General features: G+C 38.8%; 15 protein-coding genes. All 15 read right to left on the reverse strand.

The features are described from left to right. Nucleotides 1-9: 9 nt before the first annotated feature. Nucleotides 10-1,395 carry an MFS transporter gene (locus M1F14_RS02185; RefSeq protein ID WP_042843359.1) on the reverse strand — a complete coding sequence of 462 codons (1,386 nt, stop codon included), beginning with the start codon at nt 1,393-1,395 and terminating at the stop codon, nt 10-12. A 289-nt stretch (nt 1,396-1,684) separates the two neighbouring features. Next, nucleotides 1,685-1,927 carry a phosphopantetheine-binding protein gene (locus M1F14_RS02190; RefSeq protein ID WP_071547593.1) on the reverse strand — a complete coding sequence of 81 codons (243 nt, stop codon included), beginning with the start codon at nt 1,925-1,927 and terminating at the stop codon, nt 1,685-1,687. Continuing rightward, complete coding sequence (locus tag M1F14_RS02195; RefSeq protein WP_181468976.1) at nt 1,924-3,645, reverse strand: hypothetical protein; 1,722 nt, start codon at nt 3,643-3,645, stop codon at nt 1,924-1,926. Before M1F14_RS02195 ends, M1F14_RS02190 begins: the two co-directional genes overlap by 4 nt. A gap of 47 nt (nt 3,646-3,692) precedes the next feature. Then, on the reverse strand, nt 3,693-4,787 hold the full coding sequence (locus M1F14_RS02200; protein WP_181468974.1) for an IpaD/SipD/SspD family type III secretion system needle tip protein: 1,095 nt from the start codon (nt 4,785-4,787) through the stop codon (nt 3,693-3,695). 12 nt (nt 4,788-4,799) lie between these two features. Continuing rightward, a complete protein-coding gene (locus tag M1F14_RS02205) occupies nt 4,800-5,969 on the reverse strand; it encodes a hypothetical protein (protein ID WP_181468972.1) in 1,170 nt (389 codons plus the stop codon). Nucleotides 5,970-5,986: 17 nt separating this feature from the next. Continuing rightward, nucleotides 5,987-8,200 carry a type III secretion system translocon subunit SctE gene (gene sctE / locus M1F14_RS02210; RefSeq protein WP_181468970.1) on the reverse strand — a complete coding sequence of 738 codons (2,214 nt, stop codon included), beginning with the start codon at nt 8,198-8,200 and terminating at the stop codon, nt 5,987-5,989. A 10-nt stretch (nt 8,201-8,210) separates the two neighbouring features. Continuing rightward, the gene (sicA, locus tag M1F14_RS02215; protein ID WP_181468968.1) at nt 8,211-8,729 is read right to left on the reverse strand and encodes a type III secretion system translocator chaperone SicA; all 519 of its coding nucleotides are present in this window, start codon (nt 8,727-8,729) and stop codon (nt 8,211-8,213) included. A 133-nt stretch (nt 8,730-8,862) separates the two neighbouring features. Next, nucleotides 8,863-9,945: an EscU/YscU/HrcU family type III secretion system export apparatus switch protein gene (locus M1F14_RS02220; protein WP_042843354.1), complete on the reverse strand. Its 1,083-nt coding sequence runs from the start codon at nt 9,943-9,945 to the stop codon at nt 8,863-8,865. Between the two features lie 33 nt (nt 9,946-9,978). Then, the gene (sctT, locus tag M1F14_RS02225; RefSeq protein ID WP_181468966.1) at nt 9,979-10,773 is read right to left on the reverse strand and encodes a type III secretion system export apparatus subunit SctT; all 795 of its coding nucleotides are present in this window, start codon (nt 10,771-10,773) and stop codon (nt 9,979-9,981) included. Continuing rightward, nucleotides 10,773-11,042 carry a type III secretion system export apparatus subunit SctS gene (gene sctS / locus M1F14_RS02230; RefSeq protein ID WP_042843351.1) on the reverse strand — a complete coding sequence of 90 codons (270 nt, stop codon included), beginning with the start codon at nt 11,040-11,042 and terminating at the stop codon, nt 10,773-10,775. Before sctS ends, sctT begins: the two co-directional genes overlap by 1 nt. Nucleotides 11,043-11,056: 14 nt before the next feature. Continuing rightward, the gene (locus M1F14_RS02235; protein ID WP_042843350.1) at nt 11,057-11,722 is read right to left on the reverse strand and encodes an EscR/YscR/HrcR family type III secretion system export apparatus protein; all 666 of its coding nucleotides are present in this window, start codon (nt 11,720-11,722) and stop codon (nt 11,057-11,059) included. Nucleotide 11,723: 1 nt separating this feature from the next. After that, entirely contained in the window at nt 11,724-12,650 is a 927-nt protein-coding gene (locus M1F14_RS02240; RefSeq protein WP_042843349.1) for a FliM/FliN family flagellar motor switch protein, read from the reverse strand. A 2-nt stretch (nt 12,651-12,652) separates the two neighbouring features. Beyond that, nucleotides 12,653-14,041, reverse strand: a complete 1,389-nt coding sequence (locus M1F14_RS02245) for a hypothetical protein (RefSeq protein ID WP_181468964.1) — start codon at nt 14,039-14,041, stop codon at nt 12,653-12,655. Then, entirely contained in the window at nt 14,028-14,471 is a 444-nt protein-coding gene (locus M1F14_RS02250) for a hypothetical protein (protein WP_181468962.1), read from the reverse strand. The genes M1F14_RS02245 and M1F14_RS02250 overlap by 14 nt, the downstream gene beginning before the upstream one ends. Continuing rightward, nucleotides 14,468-15,760, reverse strand: a complete 1,293-nt coding sequence (gene sctN, locus M1F14_RS02255; protein WP_181468960.1) for a type III secretion system ATPase SctN — start codon at nt 15,758-15,760, stop codon at nt 14,468-14,470. The genes M1F14_RS02250 and sctN overlap by 4 nt, the downstream gene beginning before the upstream one ends. Nucleotides 15,761-15,776 lie beyond the last annotated feature (16 nt).

Consider the following 15,776-nt stretch of genomic DNA (forward strand, 5'->3'; position numbering starts at 1 on the left):
TGCGTTCACTTATATTGCATCTTCTGGCAAGTTAAGGTCACGGCCTCGCGTTTCTGGTGCAAAAAATGTGGTAACTAGACCAATACATGCCATCCCCATAAAATAAATAGCAATTGGCCACCAATGCCCAGTCCAAGATAATAACGCTGAGGCGACAAGCGGTGCTGTTCCCCCCGACAAAATAGAACCAAGCTCCTTAGCAAAGGCCATTTTTGTATAGCGATTACGTACCCCAAATAGCTCTACACCCCATGCCGCTTGCACGCCAAAAATCCCCAGAGATGCTAACCCCATTCCAACAATAATCGTTGGGATCACAACCAGCGGTTCCCGTGAATCCAGTAGCATAAAGGCGGGGACTGCATACAACATTAACAATAAGCAGAACCAGCGGTAAATAATACGGCGACCAAATCGGTCAGATAACCAGCCGGCAAAAGGGATAATGGCAAAACCGAGGATCGAGGCAATTAAAACCGCAGTTGTCGGTACCGATTTATCCACCAACAATATTTTGGTGACATAACCAATAATAAAACCTTGGGCTAGGTAAGACGGCCCATTTTCGCCAATCCGTAAGCCAACCATGGTCCAAAATGCACGCGTTCTCTGCCAAAAGGTGCGGTTATCAACAGGGTGACTTACAGCATCAGACGCCAACGCTTGGCGACGCTCCTCTGCCAGTTGGGCTTTTTGCCGTTCAAATACAGGGGTTTCACGCATATGTTGGCGAATAAATAACGCTGCCAGCGCGATCAAAATACTACCAAGGAACGGAATACGCCATCCCCATGACATGAGGCTTTCTTTATCTAACTGTAAGACTATCAACCAAATCATTGAAGCCAGTAATGTTCCGCTGTTTGAACCTAGGGCAATAATCGAAGATACTAACCCACGCCGCTTGACCGGAGCGTACTCCCCGAGCATCACAGTTCCACCAGATAGCTCAGCCCCAGCGCCAAGTCCTTGAGCAAACCGTAAAATAACCAAACAAACCGGCGCCCAAACACCAATCTGCGCGTGACTTGGAATTGCGCCAATTAGGGTTGTAGATATCCCCATCAGTGCAATGGTAATCACCATCACCATTTTTCTACCATGTTTATCACCTAGCCAGCCGAAAAATAATGCACCGATTGGGCGAGCGATAAACCCAACAGAATACGCGGCAAAACTGGATAACAGTGCCATAACCGGCGTCGCATCAGGGAAGAAAACATCACCGAAAATAATACCTGCTGCTAAACCATAGAGAGCAAAATCGGCATATTCCATGGTTGTCCCTAACCAACAGGAAAAAATCGCTCGGCGAAAATCTTTTTTCCCTTCAGGCGTATTTAACCGCTCTTGTGCGGCTTGTTGGTTAGCCTCGGTATTTAAATGTGTTGCCATAGTCATAAACCCTTGGTATTGGCGCAAAGCCTATTTGTAAAATAATCTAACTGGTATTTTTATTTACTTAAAGGATAGTCTACGCGCGTAGAATTAAGCAAACGAGGGAATGTTATTTTGTGAGCATTATCACTTGATGATAGAAATATGAAATTTATATGACTGAAAATAAAAGAAGAAAATTTGGGGGAAAACATAAAGAATCAGAAAATGTAAAATACCTCGATGTTAGTTATATTGATTACGGAAATAGAAAAGCCACTATTTATATGTAAGTGGCTTTTCATCTTCATTTCACGCTCAATAGGTAATTAACAATATCGCGTAAATAGCGCCATTTCATCCAGATTTCGTCTAGAAGGGGCAAACCAGTGTATCGCTCAATTTCCGTTATCAATTCCAGCATTTCTAATGAGTCAATATGCAGATCTTCGATAATACTTGAATCCATCGTAACCCGTAATTTAATACCTGAATAAGCCCGCAGCGCATAAATAGTATTTTCTAACCATTGTTGGTGAACTTGACTCATTGTGATCCACCTTTAGTCGCCGCGTTCTGATAGCCAATAATACCATTTAGAGGTTTCATCTGTTCTTCCGTTGCAACAGCATAACGCTCTTTTTCCGCTTGGCCTCGCGTCAGTGCACCACGCTCAGTTAATGTCACTAGCGACCCCGCATTAGGGAGATGTGAGCTAGTATCCACAACGACTTTTGTTGCTTCACGTTCACCACGATAAACCTCTTTATCTGACTGATTACGAGTCAGTGCTCCATTCGCCGTTAAAGTCACTGGTTTTTGTGCATCAGGTTTTTTCAGCACCCAATGATTATTTTCATCTTTCTGGTAACGGTTAACCGTAAAATCATTTTTTGGCTGAGTGTTAATGAAAAACTCCGTTGTTTTTGGCTTCGCCTCAATGGATTTTTCCCCTGATGGCAAACGAGACTCTTCCAAAGCTTCAGTCCTAATCAAGTGAGAGCTATCCTGTGGCTCCAAAGAGGTATTATTCAACGGTGATACCTTATTAAATGCCGTAACTGGCTTTTCAATAATAGGCTGTTTTACTTCAGTATTTTCCTGGTTTTTAGCATTGTGCATATCATAATCCACATCGGGCTCTTGTACTGGCTGGCTTAATACAACACGTGTTTGTGGGTTTTTCGATGGCTGTAATACCGGATCTAGACCATTTTTAGCCTGTGTAGACTCCTGAAACGATGTGTTACCCACTCCAGGTTCTTGATGACTTATCTGACTAATATTTTCACTAAATGGGGAGCCTAAGTGAAAGTGATACTCTGTATTATAACTATTTATTATCTTTGATGATGGAGCACCCATTTTTTCTGTTGGATTATACATTCCATCAATAACGTCATCCTCTGTTTTCACTGATGGTGCTTCCGATTTTACAGGCTCACTCAATGCCATTTTTATTTTTAATGGGCTAATAATTTCTATCTTTTGTTCAATATTACGAAATAAATTATTTAAATGCTGATATTTATCACCATATTTTTGCTGTTCAAAGTTACTGTACTCCTTTATGGCATTTCCGATATCCCTTCCTTTTTGTATATTTAAATCACTCACCAAAAAGCTATCCGTTGAGCGGCTATTAATCACCTCGTCAGAAAAATACGTACTAAGTTGGCGTTTAATTGCAGAATCAACATATTTTTCTTGATAACAAATAGCTAATTTCTCCAGTGTAGTATTATCCGATAAGAATTTATCTAACTGTTTATCTAAATTTTTCTGTGTTTTTTTTAGCGTAACCTTAATATTATCATCCGTATTTAAATCTTGTATTCCATCTATTTCTTTAATTAATTTTGCGGCTGCGGAAACTAATACTGAGGGTAGTTCTTCAGGAGCAAATAACGTTAATGTCACTAAAGCTGTTTCTGGACGAAGGTTTAACTCTTGCTGAATTGTACTGCCATGAGCACCCGCTCCTAAAACTTTCGCCACCATATTACGAGTAATGCTACTATCTGACTTAATAACTAGCTGTGTTATATTGTCTATTTGCTTCTGGTGGTTATTACGGTGTAAATCACTAACATTACCAGAAATATTAATTTCGTTCTTAATATTATTTTTAGGTAAAATACTTTCGGATTCCAATGAATGAATATTATTTAAATTAGAAGCAAATACATTACCATCTTTATTAACTAAATTATGATGGAGAGAATTAGAGATATTATGAATCCCAGAGTTATTCTGAGTACTAGTCATAGTTAGTCCTTATGATAATTAATATTTTTAATTTATACCAAGAAAGATCACATACTGATAAAACCACTATTATATTGGTTTAAATCTTTTATTAATTGAACTAGCAACTGAGTTAATGTATCAAAGTGGCTATTATCTTGACGGAATGTTTCTAATAAACGTGAAACAGAGTTATTAATCACATTTTTTTGTGCGTCAATCGCTGTTTGCATACTTTGTACGCTCTGTGCAAGCAAATTTACGCCTTTACTTGCCCACCCATCACCAGAAGAATCAATATCATAGATTGATTTCATAATTTCGCGTAGTGGCTTCAGGTCTGGATAAATTCGAATAACTTTACTATCATCAGAACCTCTTGTTTCGACTTTAAATCCCTGGCCGTCCAGTTTCTTTTTCCAAAATTCAAAAACAGGCTCACTATATTTGATTTCATAGATTTTTTCGGCGCTAGTTTCTGGCTTAGACCAATCTTCATAGTATTTAATGTTTGCCGCATCAGAATCTTTAATTGACGGTTTATTTCCTCTTACTTTTTTATGGTCGGTATAAGGCTCAAAAAGCTCATCTAGCCTATTTAATAAAGCTGTTCTTTGCAGTTTTATCTTTCCACTGTCTCCTGCTTTAATATATTCGGGTATTTTACCTAATGCCGTATTCACACCTTGCATATATTTTGTGGTTGCTTTTATTATTTCACCAAATTCTTTTTGGTAACCTTTATGAATATTATCAATCATGCCACTAATGGCACCAATGTGCTTTCTACCATCTTCAATCGGGGGTAATGTATTCGATGATTTCTTTCGCATCATCGTTGCGCCACTAGGTTCAAGTTCAAACTCTTCGTTTAAGCCTAATAGTACTCTCGACGCCTTATCTCCCGATATTTTTAACTCACGCAATAACGTTTTTACTTGCTCAGTGATTTGAGCAAGTTGGTTTGATTCTACTTGGGTGCGCACTGCAGGGCTTGGTACTTCATAACCCAACTGTTGAAAATAACTGTCCACTTGCTGGTAAATATCGGCATTCGGGTCAATAAGAATACCCGGCCCAATAGGCGGGAAATCCATTTCTACAAAAGGCTTAACATAAGAAACTTGAGAATTGGCTAATACAGTTGAGAATATTACCTCCATTATTAGCTCCTATTAGCCTTTTACCACAGCTTGGAATGTGCGTATATTGCCATCGCGAACATCTTTTAGCGTCTCATTCATTTTCTTCAGCAATTCACCACTTTCACTAATCGCTTTATCCGCATTTTCAGACACTTTACGCGCAGCGGATGAAATGTCTTGCTCTATCATCGCGTTAGCACTTTGGGCTTTTGCTTCTGCCTGTGATGTTGATGCCGCCATATTCCCCGCACTATCGGATAAACGAGCGCCTTGCTCTGCAACACCACGCTTTATACTCTCTTTAGTAGCAATATTATTGTGTTCGTTAAGCTGATTTTGACCATAAGCTTTCGTACTGTTGGCGGCATCTTGACCATTTTTAGCGACTAATGCTTTTTGCCCCATTGTGGCTTGATCAGTTAGTTCAATAGACAATCCATCCTTGCCTTTTAACACAGCTCCACCATTGATTTTACCCGTTAATGCATATGCTTGACCATTTAGCTGCGATAACCTGTCACCTGCATTGATATTGTTAATACCTGATTTTAAATTCGTATTAATTGATTTACTCTGGGTATGTAGCGATTTTGCTTGGAATGCTGCCCCTGCGCCACTCACGCCTAAAGAAACACTAAAATTGATAATAGCGCCTTCCATCATTTTTTTGCCTTCTTTAATTGTGGATGCGGCTGCTGCTTCTACCATTTTGCCACTCAACACATTAAAAGCGGTGCTTATTTGACGGTCAGAAATTTTTATCTCAGAGGCAACTTTACGAATAAGTTTTGATATTTCTACAATAATGTCACTACTTATAATTCCAAGAAATTGACGAGGCTTGGCTAAATCAACTTGCCCAATTGCCTTTTGCTCTGCTTGTTCAAAAATACGTTGCAATTCATTCGCAATTTTCGGTTGTAATAGGCTTGAGATCTGCTCAATATTTTCCATTTCTTGCACATCAAGGCTTGAAAGCGCATATATTAATTGCTCTGGCTTCATCTGCTCAATTACAGGTAGATTTAATATTGGCTTTTCAGATAGTTCATTCTCAATAAGTGATGGTAAATTAGACAAGCTGATTTCCTGACTTCCTCCTACCAACGTTGATGTAGGTATCTCTTTAGAGTTAGTTATTCCTCCAGTATTGAAGATAGTTTTATTTGAAATCGCTGGTTGCATAGTAATGGCTGTCATTTTAATTACTCCTTAATTTACGCATAACGCGCTGTTTTCATCATATCGACTTTGTTTTGGCTAGATTGCTGAAGACCGTTAAGCATGGTTGTGAACATTTCATCAAACTGTTCATAATTCTTTGACATGGCTTTAATTAACTGATTTAGCAACTCAGTAATGGCTTCTATCGCCGCATTGTTTAGCATCATCCCTGCAAGCATCTCCTTCATTTTTTCCCCCATAGATGCTGCATGTAAATTGAGTCCTCCTGTTGTTGCTGCACTGGCTACGATTAGCGCAGCACCCGAGCCTTTTGCTACGACTTCCACTTTTGCCATCGCCACACTTTGATTCTTCACTTTCTCGATTTTTTGGGCTTTATCTATTGTTTTTTCAACAGTTTTTACCGTATCTTTCACATCATCAACTTTGTCAGCTAACTTAGTGAGTTTGCTTAATTTCGCAACGCTACCTGCACCATCCGCAACAGAATCACTCACTTTTACCATTTGCCCACCAATGGAGACTAAGTCTGAGGATTTCTCAGCTTTAGCCACCACTTGGCTAATCGCTTTGGTGACATGTTTTGCCTCATCAAACTTATCCGATAACTTAGCCAACTTAGATAGTTTCACCATACTGTCTGCGCTATCAGCAACTGAATCACTTACTTTGGCAGTATTATTTGCAATATTCCCTAATGCATTCGTTAGGTTTTTAGGCATTGCTTTAATGGTATTTTTTAGCAATGTCCCCACGTTTTTCATTAATAATTTAGCGGCACTTTTCACTGTGTTAACAATGTTTTTTATCATCGACCCCATTGAAATTAATGAGACAGCTAAGAACGCTACCGCGGCAACAATCATTCCAACAATGCTACCGATCTGCTGCGCTTTATCTTTATCAACACCAAACTCAATCAGCATATCGGTTACTACAGAAGAAATTTCAGTTGCCAGCATTTGCATTAAGCTGCCATGTCCCGTTTCCTCCAGAACAATATCTGCAACTGACATGGCAATCCCAATGGCGGCAATAGCAAGCGTCAACGGTGCAGCAGCACCAAAAGTTGCCACCGTAGCAATCACTGAAACAGCCAATAAGACATAACTGAAAATTTTACTCGCACAAGAAGCAGCTTTATTTGATTCTGCCGCTTTACGTTCAGCTTCCGCGGCCTCTTTGGCTTTTTTCTCTGAGTCTTTCCGAGAGGCTTCATTGATTTTCATCATGACCTCTTCTTGCTCTTTCATGCTACGAATAGAGTCTTCGTTCATCGCTTTTTTAAGCTGGGCCGTTAGCATGGTTAAAAGTGCTAACGTGTTCTCCCATTTATCACCATCAATGTCAGGTCTGCGTGGTGCATTTTCAAAGAACTGGTTTAGCTTATCGCTATCTTTCTGTGCAATTTCCGCCTGTTTTGTTACCGACTCAGCTGTTGCCAGTACTTGAATATTTAATAGGTTGATTTGGTGATTTAGCGTGGCTATTGATTGGCTTAACTGCTGCTTATCTGCTAATAATTTATTGCTTTGGCTGGTTAACCCTTCAATTGTCTGAGTTAAAGATTGCTTTGCCTGTGACAATTTATTCAATACTTCAATATCTTCTGCATCGGTGGAGTTGACTGGAGGTATGGTAATTAACTCATTGATTTCAGCTAATTGTTCCTGTGCAGTTTGTAGCTTAAGGCCAGCCTGTTCGAACTGTTCTTGTAAAGAATCAGATTGTCTGTTTAAGCTATTTAACTCCGCTCGCAGTGTTTTATCTTCTTTTTGCTGCTCCTCAAATTGGTCATGCAAGCTACTCAATGCATCGGTGTTTTTCTTAAAAGTATCTAAAAGGATATTACCTTGTTCTCTGATTGATTCAGACTCTACATTCAGTAGCTTTATTTTGTTACTCAACTCACTAATATTCCCTTCGTGCAACAATTGGCGTATTGTTGAAAAAGTTTCTATCAGTAACGACTTTGCATTAAAGCTTTTTTCTTGCTGAGGCGAATTTGCCCCTTGCGGGTTTGCTGTTTTAGCCATCGCCCGCATTTTTGGTGCATTTAATTGTGGCGAATTTTCAGCACGAGAACGTTTCATTTGTTCTGTTGAAGCTAATGCCCCGCAGGCTTCTTCTAAGACTAGAACTGATTTCGTGATATCTTCCGTCAAAGCTAATGGGTTCTCACCCTTCAGAAAAGTGTGAATATTTTTTATTCGTTCGCTATTTCCACTATTTGAAATATCAACCATTTTTATATCCTTAAGTATTAGAGCTTGGGTCCTTGGGCTCTACTGTTGCAAGATTTTTCTTTAATGCCGTTAAATAAGCCTGTGATTTGTTTTGTAAATCAACATCAGTACTGCTTTCCAATACACTTTCAAAGCAATGCAGTGCCGCACTACTTTTCTTCATCATTAAATTACACTGCCCCGCATGGAATAACGGCCTGTAGTCGTCTTTGGCAAGAACAAACGCTAAAGCATACAATTCAGTGGCTTTGTCATAACGTTTTGTTAATTGATAAACTGCAGCAAGCCCCATGACATAATCTGTATTATAAAAATCATAAATACTTAAAAAGCGGAAAAAAGTTTCAGCCTCTTTTAATTTTCCTTGCTGATAAAATTCGTAAGCATAGGAATAGATACCGTCCATTGTACTTTGTGGGATACCATGGATATCTTTATAAGTCGCACCATCCATTAGTGCTGTTGTGATATTTCCGAGCAATTCGTCCATATCAATATTTTGTGATTCTTCATGTTGAGTATTATTCATTTATTTACCTTTGCATTAATATTGAATATATGATGCATTTTTACTTTTGCATCATAATTAATCAGATTTGTTTTGGCTTTAAAAAAACGATTTATTCTATGAATTATTTAATTTCATTCGAGAAAATTATAAATCAATGTCTTTCCTTCCCCATTAATTCATTCAAAGCTTCATCCACATCTATTCCCATTTGCACTAATTCGACCCTAATTAACCAAGATATAATTTGCATGATTTCCTCTAACCCATTTTCATCTATAAAACTGTCTTTCTTATATAACCGCCAAATATTCCTTGCTAAAGGAATATCCCTAACAACTGGGACACCTTGTTGCTCAGCATATTTAATAATAGCTTTAGCTTGCATACCTCGACTTTTTGACAGTAAAAAGGGTAATGGAGCAATATCTGAATCATAATAAATTAACATTGCAATATGAGTGGGGTTGGCCATAACAAATGTCGAATTACGGACATTAGATTTAACTTCTTCTGATAACAACTCTTGATGCAACCCTCTACGTGCACTTTTAATATGAGGGTCCCCTTCGTTATCTTTATACTCTTTTTTAACCTCTTGTTTTTCCATCTTTAAGTTTTTAATAAATAAGAAAAACTCAGTAATCATATCCACTAAAATAATCAACAGTGCAACAGACAAAAATACCACAATAAATGTAGTCGATAAGCTTGCCCATTGATGGATCATCCCATCGATGACAGTACGATAAAGCATAAAAATATCGTGCCGCCAAAGATAAAAAAAGACCACTGCAGATACAATAAATACAATTAAATATAAAAATGCTTTGATCAGTTCTTTTAGTGAGTTCAAAGAAAATATTTTTTTTAAGCCCGCGATAGGATTTAATTTAGTAAAATCAAGCTTTATTGCTTCTGTTGCGAGCCTAAAACGGCTTTGTAATAATGAAATTATTGTTCCCGCTAAAAAACATGCTAGTAAAATAGGTAATAAAACACCAATAAAAATAACAAAAAACTCCCAGAGTAAAGTATCGATATTAATATTCGACGGTGATTGTAGTATTTTCCTCATTAAAAATGCCAAGTCTTCTAAACTTGTCATTCCATCGAATACAAAAGCACTTACGACTAATACAATTGCTGCTACTGAATCTTTACTTTTATAACTTTGCCCTTTTTTAGCGGAGTCTTTAATTTTTTTGTCAGTAGGCTTCTCTGTTTTCTCTGCCATAATTTTTCACCATAGTTCTTAGCCTAATTAAAATTAATCAGCAAGAAAAACACTTTGTAATGGTGACAATGAAATCATATTTACTAATATATCTGGCACTTCATTTTGAAAATAAAGTAAGAATACAATAAATGCAATTATTGATTTTATTGCCAATGATAATGAAAACGCATTTAATTGAGGACAAAAGCGGGAGTATAAACCTAGTGCAACCTCTGTAATAAATAAAGTTACAATAATCGGTGCAGCTAAAATAACACCTTTTAATACCATGTTATTCAACCATTCCCCCAGAGGCAGACTATTAAAAGAGGAAAACCCTTGCCCCAATGGCAGCAAATGATAACTTTGTGCAAAAATTACAGAAAGTTGATACATCCCTCCTTGCGCTAAAAATACCATACAAACAATGTAACTCAAGAAAACAGCAAGTTCAGACGCTTCCGTCCCACTTGCAGGGTCAACAATACTGCTAATGGTTTCACCACGCTGAGTGTCAATTAGCTCACCAATCACACTTGCGATCATAAAAGGTAAACCTAAGATGAAAGCCAATATTAAACCGACTACGATTTCATATAAAAAAATTTCAGCTAAATTTGTTTGATCCCATTGAATATTTGCCCCTGCAAAAAATGGCCATAACCCCAATGCAATATACATAACTACACAGTTTTTGATGCCCCCTCCATTTAATAGCTTATTGCTAAAAAAAGGCAAAAAGAACATCACGGGCGCTATTCGTAACCATGCTAATGCTAGTTTTATGAGTTCTTGCTGAAACAAAAAAAACAAATATGATGCCAGCGAAACTAACTCTTGGCTCATTAGAGTAACCCTACCGCAGGAATCGCAATGGTAATTGCCTCTATTGTATAATTTATTACCTTATCGGCTAACCACCCGGAGATCATAAATAACGAACCAAATACAGCTAATAGCTTAACGCCAAAAGGTAGCGTTTGTTCTTGCAGTTGGGTCACGGTTTGTATTAACCCTACTAATAACCCGACAACCGTCGCAACAATGACAGGGATTGCTGATAAAACAACAATTAATAACATTGCTTTATTACTGATATATACAATTTCATCCATATCAATATCCCACGTCAATGCTGTGCAAGTTCAAAATATTGCATTACCAACCCTTTGGAAATTAACGTCCATCCGTCAATAGCAACAAACAAAATTAATTTCACAGGAACTGAAATAGTTACAGGGCTCATCATCATCATTCCCAATGCTAATAGAATGCTGGAAATAACTAAGTCGATAACAACAAATGGTAAGTACACATAGAAGCCAATTTCAAATGCAGATTTAATTTCACTTAACGCATAAGCAGGTAATAATGAAAATAATGTTGGTTCGGCTTCTTCTTTACTAATTTCGTCTTCAGTACGCCCCTGTTGAAGGGATTCGAAAAAAGTCACTAATTGTGGGTCAGAATACTTTTGCAAATACGTTTTATAGCGTCCTAGCCCGTCATCAACAAAGTTATCAATCGATTCAACATTACTAAAATCGACGCTTTCTTGGCGCATATAGTTATTCACGTCCTGCAATACTGGCATCATCACAAATAGAGATAATAATAGAGCAATTGCATTCAATACCATGGTCGAAGGAACTTGCTGTACACCCATTGCATTACGAACCATAATTAATACAATCGATATTTTTAAATAGCATGTTCCTGCGGCAATAATAAAGGGTAATAATGTTGAAAATGCAACTAATGCTAATAAAGGGATTTCTTGTGGTACCGTTGGCATATTAAACCCTTGAGTCACCTAGGCTAATTATGCGAGTGATTTCCAAACCTAATTCACTATCATCACCTAAGTAAATAAGCTCACCTTCAGCAACGAGTTGCTTATTTGCATAGACTTTAACTTCGCGTTCTTTATTTTCCCCAATAGAAAAAATAGAACCTGGTTGGATATTATTAAGCTCAGTAACCGCAATATCACTATGACCTAATACAAATGTAAGTTTGACATTCATATCTGCTAAATTAAATGGGCGTTCAATTTCATCTTGATATTCTTCTGTCGGTTGGGTATCTGTACCGTCTTCTTGTAATAATATTTCTTCAATCATAAATAAGCCTTCTTCTTGTTTTTGGAACCGAGCAAATACACGCCCAGCGACCAACATGTGCAACTGTAGTTGCTGAATATAAAGTGCGTCTCCCAGTGCTAATGAACGCAGTAATGAGAGGCTAATATAACTGCCCCCTAACACCCAATCAGCGAGGAGTGAGAGGTTTTCCAAACCACCATTTGCTTGCTCACGTACTGCCAAACCGTCAATTGGAGCACAAAGAAAAGCCTTTCCAAGATGCTTTTCTTTCACAGACAAACTAAACTGGTTAATCGCGTTACCATCAATAACTTCAACCGATTGGTAATTAAACTGGCTATCAAAAAAGCATTTGTCCTTATTTTCGAAAGCAAAAATGTCACAGAGCATTTGGCTACTTAATGAACTCCATGCATAATGCGCCAAGTCAGGCCAGCGATACCGGCACCAATCCTCAACATGCGTCAACACATTCACCTGTTGCATTTCCTTCTGTAAACACACATTGAAATAACGCTGCTGTGAATGTGTACCGTGGGTAACCACCTCGACTTGGTATTGTTGCTGCCAAGTTTTTAACTGCCTTTCTCGCTGACTGACTCGCCGAATTTTCAACATATTTAATCTTCTTCTTGCTGATGCTGTTCCTGCTGACGCTGTTTTTGCTGTTGGTCATGCTGACCGCGTTCTTGTTCTTGGCGGAAATAAATATTTTTTTCACTACTTAATAAATGTTTATTGTCCTGCAACACATGCTGTACCTCGCGGCTATAGGTAGAGGCAATAACATCTGTTTTTGTCGCTAATTCAAACGTTACCGACGGTGCATTCTTCCATTGCTGAAAGGTATAAGTTAAGGTTCGCGGTGAACTCTCATTCACTTGAGCATTCTTAATTGCATTACTATGCTCAATCCATTGTTCCACCTTTTGCGCGGTCGAAGACAGCTCGCTAGCTGGGGTCCCCACGGCAACCTGAGCCTGTGGCGCCATCGCAACTTCAACAGGCATCGGGCTATTTCGAGCTATATTAGCGCCATCATTATTTGTGTTCTCTTGCAAAACGGACTGGTTTTTCTCACTTTTCGTCAGAATTTGCATAAAACGCTCTGTGGATATTCCTGCATGCTCATCAACACTCGGTTGGTGACCTTCTAGCATTGTTTCTAAGGCCGCTACCCCATGCTCATTACTGCTTTGCCCCTCACTACTTGTCTGTATTGACTCTGGTGACCCCATCATTTTTTCAGCGGTAATCACCTCTGAGATAAATGGCTTTTCGGGGGACAACAGGGTAGAAAAAACATGCTGTTGACCTTTATTCGCAACTGAAGCTTTCACATCATTTTCATTGTTGAATAAATTTAACACCGGTTGTTCAGTAGCCTCACCTTCCATTGCGCCGGATGAACGCAATAAGCTATTCGGCTTTAACACTGCATCAGAATTGTGTGTATGAAGAATTGGCATACCACTCATATTGATTAACGGAATATCATCATCTAACAGCGTATAATCTTCTAAATCGTCTTGAACATCGCCTAGAATCAATGTGCTATCTTCCTCGTTCTCCTCTAATAACAACGGGTTAGACTCACCGTTAAGTAACCATGTGCCATCTATCTCTAATTGGGGAGTAAAATGTTCTACAATCAGGGCTTCCACTTGTAATACATTCTGCGGTTCAGTTTCCAACATCATGTGGTCTGTATTTTGGGGTAAATAGCGTAAAGGCATAGAAACGACCGGCTCCGCAATCCCCATAGAAGCAGTATATTGCCCCCCTAAACATAGGGTATTACTCGCAAAATCGGATTGTGTTTTTGGTTTAAGTAATGTCTTTTGTGCAAAAACATTTGCGACTTTCTTAGCGAGTCGCTGAAAAGAAAGAGCATTTGCGTTTTCTTTACCTTGTTGGTTATAGCCATGTGTTAGTTTTACGATTGCTCCAACTAGCTCAGTGGTATTATTGATTACTTTTTCACTCGAAAGTGATTTAATTGCTGACATGAACAAATAGCTCCTCTATTTCATGTTGCTGCTGACGCTCTGATTTTAAACATTGTTTAGTACGTTGCTGTTTGAGATATTTTTGGAATTTTTCACACTTGTTGTGTAACAAAAGTGCCTGTGCTTTTATTTTTTCTGCTAATTGTTGGTATTTTTCTATTTGTACCGACATGCTGTCGATTTGATATTCAAATTGCGCAATATTTGCCAAAACTGCAGCTTTGAGGCGTTGGCGTTCCCAAAATGCAATCGGTTTTAGTTCTTGAGACTTTTCATATAAAATAACTTGTGCCGCTAAAATTCTGACCCGCTCCTGAACTTCGGAAATATTTTGCTGTAATTCATAGATAGCTAAGTTTATTTTTCCTTGTTCTTGCCGTGTTTTATCTAAGCGGCGCTCAGTGAGAAGTAATAAGTTTTTAACACTCATGACACTAATCGATTGAGTTGCGTCAATATATCTTCAGAACTTTCAGGCTGTTCCATCCCTTGTTTTAAAAACATTTCAATATCCGTTTGCTTTGCTAGTGCCCTATCGTTATCCACATTTTCCCCTTCACGGTATTCACCTAAATCTAAATACAACTGAAGTTGCTCAAGTTTCCCAAGCATTTCACGTACTTCGCCCGCGGCTTTTCTATGCTCTGGTGAAGTGACTTTGGGGAAAACACGGCTGATACTTTGCAAAATATCAATGGCGGGATAATGACCCCGGCCAGCAAGTTTATGACTAAGATAAATATGTCCATCGAGGATTGAGCGAATTTCGTCACCAATAGGATCAGCCTCATCTTCACTCTCAAGCAAAACCGTATAAAAAGCCGTGATGGCACCTTGTTTCAAACGCCCGGGACGTTCGAGTAACATGGGTAATTGCTCAAATACAGAGGCAGGGTATCCACGCCTTGCCGGTAATTCCCCCGTTGCCAATGCAACATCTCGTAACGCCCTTGCGTAGCGCGTCATGGAATCAACATATAGCAACACGTTACGCCCTAAATCACGGTAATACTCCGCAATAGTCGTCGCTAATAATGCGGCATTGCAACGCTCTATTGGCGGGCTATCCGATGTGGCATACACTAAAATAGTTTGTGCAGTATGAGGGGAATGCTTCAATTCCTCTATAAACTCAATAACTTCTCGACCTCGTTCCCCAATTAAAGCCACCACATGAATATCCGCACTAGCATGGTTAATGATCATATTCATCAATGACGTTTTTCCACTTCCCGCCGCAGCGAAAATACCAATTCTCTGCCCTAAACCACAGGTCAATAGCCCATCTATTGCACGGACACCTGTCATTAAAGGCTCATCAATTGGACGCCGTTGTGTAACGTTAGCCGGTGGACTATCAATCCGTTGCAAACGGTTATCAAGATAAGAAACTTCATCAGCATTCTCAGTTAATTGTCCAACTTGCTCACCCGCCGCATTAAAAATTTTCCCTGCCAACGATTCATTCACAGAAAAAACAAATGGGTAGCCACTTGGGCGAATAACCACCTCACGCGTTAAACCTTGAATACGCCCAATTAAACTTAATACCGTTAAACCTTCTTTAAAGCCCACAACTTGGGCTTTCGCAATAATCTCTGGATGCGAAATAGACCGTTCGATAAAACAAATTTCACCAATAAACACCCCTTGTAGGGGTGCTTCAATTAGGCATCCATGAATGCGCGCAGGATGCGCGCAGATATCAAAGAGTTTCATTTTTTATCTTGATAAT

Origin of the sequence: Providencia sp. PROV003 (assembly GCF_045040775.1) — a bacterium.
In the GTDB taxonomy this organism is placed as follows: Bacteria; Pseudomonadota; Gammaproteobacteria; order Enterobacterales; family Enterobacteriaceae; genus Providencia; species Providencia huashanensis.

Coding starts and splice junctions, on each gene's coding strand:
- M1F14_RS02185 (WP_042843359.1), bottom strand. CDS start 1,395: ATGGCAACACATTTAAATACCGAGGCTAACCAACAAGCCGCACAAGAG.
- M1F14_RS02190 (WP_071547593.1), bottom strand. CDS start 1,927: ATGAGTCAAGTTCACCAACAATGGTTAGAAAATACTATTTATGCGCTG.
- M1F14_RS02195 (WP_181468976.1), bottom strand. CDS start 3,645: ATGACTAGTACTCAGAATAACTCTGGGATTCATAATATCTCTAATTCT.
- M1F14_RS02200 (WP_181468974.1), bottom strand. CDS start 4,787: ATGGAGGTAATATTCTCAACTGTATTAGCCAATTCTCAAGTTTCTTAT.
- M1F14_RS02205 (WP_181468972.1), bottom strand. CDS start 5,969: ATGACAGCCATTACTATGCAACCAGCGATTTCAAATAAAACTATCTTC.
- sctE (WP_181468970.1), bottom strand. CDS start 8,200: ATGGTTGATATTTCAAATAGTGGAAATAGCGAACGAATAAAAAATATT.
- sicA (WP_181468968.1), bottom strand. CDS start 8,729: ATGAATAATACTCAACATGAAGAATCACAAAATATTGATATGGACGAA.
- M1F14_RS02220 (WP_042843354.1), bottom strand. CDS start 9,945: ATGGCAGAGAAAACAGAGAAGCCTACTGACAAAAAAATTAAAGACTCC.
- sctT (WP_181468966.1), bottom strand. CDS start 10,773: ATGAGCCAAGAGTTAGTTTCGCTGGCATCATATTTGTTTTTTTTGTTT.
- sctS (WP_042843351.1), bottom strand. CDS start 11,042: ATGGATGAAATTGTATATATCAGTAATAAAGCAATGTTATTAATTGTT.
- M1F14_RS02235 (WP_042843350.1), bottom strand. CDS start 11,722: ATGCCAACGGTACCACAAGAAATCCCTTTATTAGCATTAGTTGCATTT.
- M1F14_RS02240 (WP_042843349.1), bottom strand. CDS start 12,650: ATGTTGAAAATTCGGCGAGTCAGTCAGCGAGAAAGGCAGTTAAAAACT.
- M1F14_RS02245 (WP_181468964.1), bottom strand. CDS start 14,041: ATGTCAGCAATTAAATCACTTTCGAGTGAAAAAGTAATCAATAATACC.
- M1F14_RS02250 (WP_181468962.1), bottom strand. CDS start 14,471: ATGAGTGTTAAAAACTTATTACTTCTCACTGAGCGCCGCTTAGATAAA.
- sctN (WP_181468960.1), bottom strand. CDS start 15,760: ATGAAACTCTTTGATATCTGCGCGCATCCTGCGCGCATTCATGGATGC.